Source organism: Candidatus Jordarchaeum sp., from assembly GCF_052745115.1.
This window is the reverse complement of sequence record NZ_JBRAKS010000422.1, coordinates 1-3,003: the sequence shown is the minus strand read 5'-3', so window position 1 is coordinate 3,003 and position 3,003 is coordinate 1. Positions and strand designations below refer to the sequence as shown.

Annotated in this window: 5 protein-coding genes; 1 reads left to right on the top strand and 4 read right to left on the bottom strand. The window is 41.7% G+C overall.

Features of this window, described 5'->3' with window-relative positions:
• Positions 1–128: 128 nt before the first annotated feature.
• The 3 genes from ACUVXA_RS18945 to ACUVXA_RS18935 form a co-directional block, all read right to left on the bottom strand.
• The gene (locus ACUVXA_RS18945) at positions 129–572 is read right to left on the bottom strand and encodes a HEPN domain-containing protein (RefSeq protein WP_445872851.1); all 444 of its coding nucleotides are present in this window, start codon (positions 570–572) and stop codon (positions 129–131) included.
• The gene (locus ACUVXA_RS18940; RefSeq protein WP_445872850.1) at positions 569–1,048 is read right to left on the bottom strand and encodes a nucleotidyltransferase domain-containing protein; all 480 of its coding nucleotides are present in this window, start codon (positions 1,046–1,048) and stop codon (positions 569–571) included. Before ACUVXA_RS18940 ends, ACUVXA_RS18945 begins: the two co-directional genes overlap by 4 nt.
• Positions 1,049–1,168: 120 nt before the next feature.
• Positions 1,169–1,729, bottom strand: a complete 561-nt coding sequence (locus ACUVXA_RS18935) for a hypothetical protein (RefSeq protein WP_445872849.1) — start codon at positions 1,727–1,729, stop codon at positions 1,169–1,171.
• Positions 1,730–2,027: 298 nt separating this feature from the next.
• Here ACUVXA_RS18935 and ACUVXA_RS18930 point away from each other — a divergent pair, with 298 nt between their 5' ends.
• The gene (locus tag ACUVXA_RS18930; RefSeq protein ID WP_445872848.1) at positions 2,028–2,231 is read left to right on the top strand and encodes a hypothetical protein; all 204 of its coding nucleotides are present in this window, start codon (positions 2,028–2,030) and stop codon (positions 2,229–2,231) included.
• Positions 2,232–2,679: 448 nt separating this feature from the next.
• Here the strand turns inward: ACUVXA_RS18930 and ACUVXA_RS18925 are convergent.
• Positions 2,680–3,003, bottom strand: a 324-nt coding sequence (locus ACUVXA_RS18925) for a hypothetical protein (protein WP_445872847.1), incomplete at its 5' end; no start/stop codon positions are given.

The window sequence follows — 3,003 nt, the reverse complement described above, 5'->3', positions numbered from 1 at the left end:
ACGTTCTAGCGAAGGGACTTTTGAAGGAATAGCAACTAATTTTGTCCCAAAGCTTTTAAGATTCAAATATTTTTAAAGATTTTAGTGACACCATCCTGGATTCTTGTACATAACTTTTTTAAACACTGTTAAAACCATTTTTGGATAAACTCTTTTGCAATTTTCACGGAGTGCTGAGCATAGCTCAGGGCTTCGCTAGCTCTTTGCGCGTTTGCTAAATCCCATGGCGGTACTTTTAGGCTGGGGTCTCCATAGGACATTCTCCCATGTTCGGGTGCTAGGTCGCTGGAGTGAGATGCTAGAGTGCTGAGTTCATGGTAAACGTTAATCTCGATTCTTTTCTCAATTTTGTCTTTGTTCTCCTCAATTACTTCTAAGAGTTCGCTACTTGGATCGTGACTCCAGCTAGGAATTCTAAAACAGGAGATAACCGATTTTGCCGAGTTTTCTACTGCTAGCTGGGAATTTGAAATAACTGAGAAGTGGTCTCCACGGGTTGAGGCTTCCTCGGCTCTTCTCAGGTATCCATCGGCTAAGGTGAGTCGATATTTGGCTTCTTCTTCTGAGTTCAAAGTTTCACCTCAATTATTTCTCCCCACTCTAGCTTTCTCACCGGTTTCCATCCGATTTTTCCGTCCCTAGTCCTGTACGGTGCAAGCCCAGCCTTTCTCACAGCCTCTCTTACTTGCGCAAAAAACTTTTCAAGATATCCTTCTGGGTCGAATAATATTACTGCATCGTAGGCGACGTTTATGAGAAGAGGCGTAACATCCGTGATTTCGCTCTCTTCTAGAGTGTAGACTGAGATATCCCTCCTAAACCTCTTGTAGACCGGGGCGAGGATGCGATACATCCTCCTTTTTCTCTGCACGCGGTCCCCTTCAACTCCTCGTGTAACTACGAAGAAGTCTAGGTCGCTCCTCTCGCTTCCCTCTCCTCGTGCCACGCTTCCAAAAAGAGCTAGTCCAAGAAGCTTCTCACCTAGTTCCTCGACTAGACAGTTAACCGCTGTCTTTCTAATCTCCGTGAAGCTTGTAGAATCAGCCACAATAGGTCCTCCCTTTGAAAAATTGGGTAAAACCAGTAAATAAAAATTGTGTCTGCGGAAATATTATGAAGATCTATTAATACTTGCGTACTTGTTTGTAACTGTTTAGTCAGTATAGGCTCAGGGAATGTTTTTAATTTCTTGGATTATAGCATTCTCGGCCCTATCAAGAGGTAGTAAAAGCGTTGGCTCTACGAGAAAAATTATGAGTGAAATATAAACCCATAAGGATGATGAGGAGTCAACCAGAAGGTAAATCACTATAAAGCCTAAAGACCCTAACAGAACAGATATCATAGATAATGCTGGTGCGAGAATGAACATGATGTTTCTTCGGTAGTTTTGCTTTACAACCCTTTTTATTAAAGACCAAACCTCCCCATGGTTCTCGTAACGATTAGACACCCGGATATGGATAGGAGTATAGAATATAAGCAAGGGCAAAGGAGCCGTAACCAAGACAAACAAAACCATCAGCACAAAAGCAAGCTCCTGTCTTGGAAAGTAATTCAAGAAAAACATAGGGGAGAAATCGCCGCGGGGCAATCCCGAGAAGAGAAACGGAGAAAGGATAACCAGAGCTACAAACGCCAGCAAATCTAGAATAAGGAGCAGGGAAGCCTTATTGATTATAGGTCCCCGGTCTCCCGAACTCTTATAATTTTCAGATTTCTTAACCATATTTCTCACCCCTTTATACTAAAGTAATAAAAAATAAATAAATGAACTCGTTGTTAACCGAAGTATAAAGAGAAGCAGACAAGTGTTCCAAGGATACCATGCATTTTTTATTCCCTCTCCACAAACCATAGCATAAAAACTAATAAAAATTAAGGCATTAATGCAAAATCAGTAGAGTTAATATCAACAACGTGAGAAATTAGGAAGCGACTTGTGAATTGGATAATTGTTTGGATTCTGCGAAGCGTCGAGAGCGCGTGTGGCAAGTAAACAGTAGGACTGTCAAGTTTGAGTTTAGGTGAAATTTAATCGAATTTGTGCTATGCTTCCATTGACACTACTTTTTATAGGTGGCGAGCATCACTGGCAACACTTATCTGAAACCAGACTGAGAGGGAAAGAGAAGGAACGAGGAGGAGAACGCTTGGCAGTGCAACCCACTTATGAAAGGGGGCTGATCCGAACCCAACAAGGTAGTAGCCTAAATCCGGGGGGAGTATAATAGCTTGGAGGAATATTATCACAAGCAAGTATGTAGCTACCAAACTTGAAATTCCGATTACGAGTTTAACGGGCTTTTCTTTCCTCCACTTAGCCAGAACCCGCAGAAATTTATCTTTAGCTTCTCTGAACTCTTTAGCAACCGGTGATACATCCCAAAGAAATTGTCCGAAGAAACCAGTAAAAAATCCAATCAGAACAATGCTTGAAATAAATAGCAGAAACTTTATTGCCGATAGGAACTTAACCGAGACGTAAGTGTCGACATCAAATAGATAAACATGGGGGTTGATAAAAATCCTTGACCTACCAACCCAAATAGCATTAGTTCATACCAAGAACCAACGTCTAAAGACCAGGAAATTAATATTATGGGAATCAAAAAACAGGCTATGCTTATACCTCTAAAAACAGTCGCTAAACGTTTTGTATTTTTGTGCTCAAACATATTATCCACCACCAAATAGAAAAAAATTAATTAATGAGGTATATATGGTCCAACCCATACCCACTGATTGACGCCATGCGGCACCTGTGGCAGCAATTGACAGTGACATATCCCGTGTCACATCTTTTGTTGGAACTTTAGCTAATCCCCCACTCGAAGGAAATGCCGGATGCCAACTTCCATCCTTCCAAATGACCCAGTCAGTTGTACCATCTTGTAAATCCCAATACGGGGTGACGCCCCATAGATAGTGAACTCTAAACACCTGCCTTAACCGTTGTCCGAAACTTACCCATCTAGGACACTTCCAGATGGTGTTCGGTTC

Bases quoted from the DNA above. Each gene is read 5' to 3' on its own strand.
- ACUVXA_RS18935 (WP_445872849.1), bottom strand. From the start codon at position 1,729: ATGGTTAAGAAATCTGAAAATTATAAGAGTTCGGGAGACCGGGGACCT.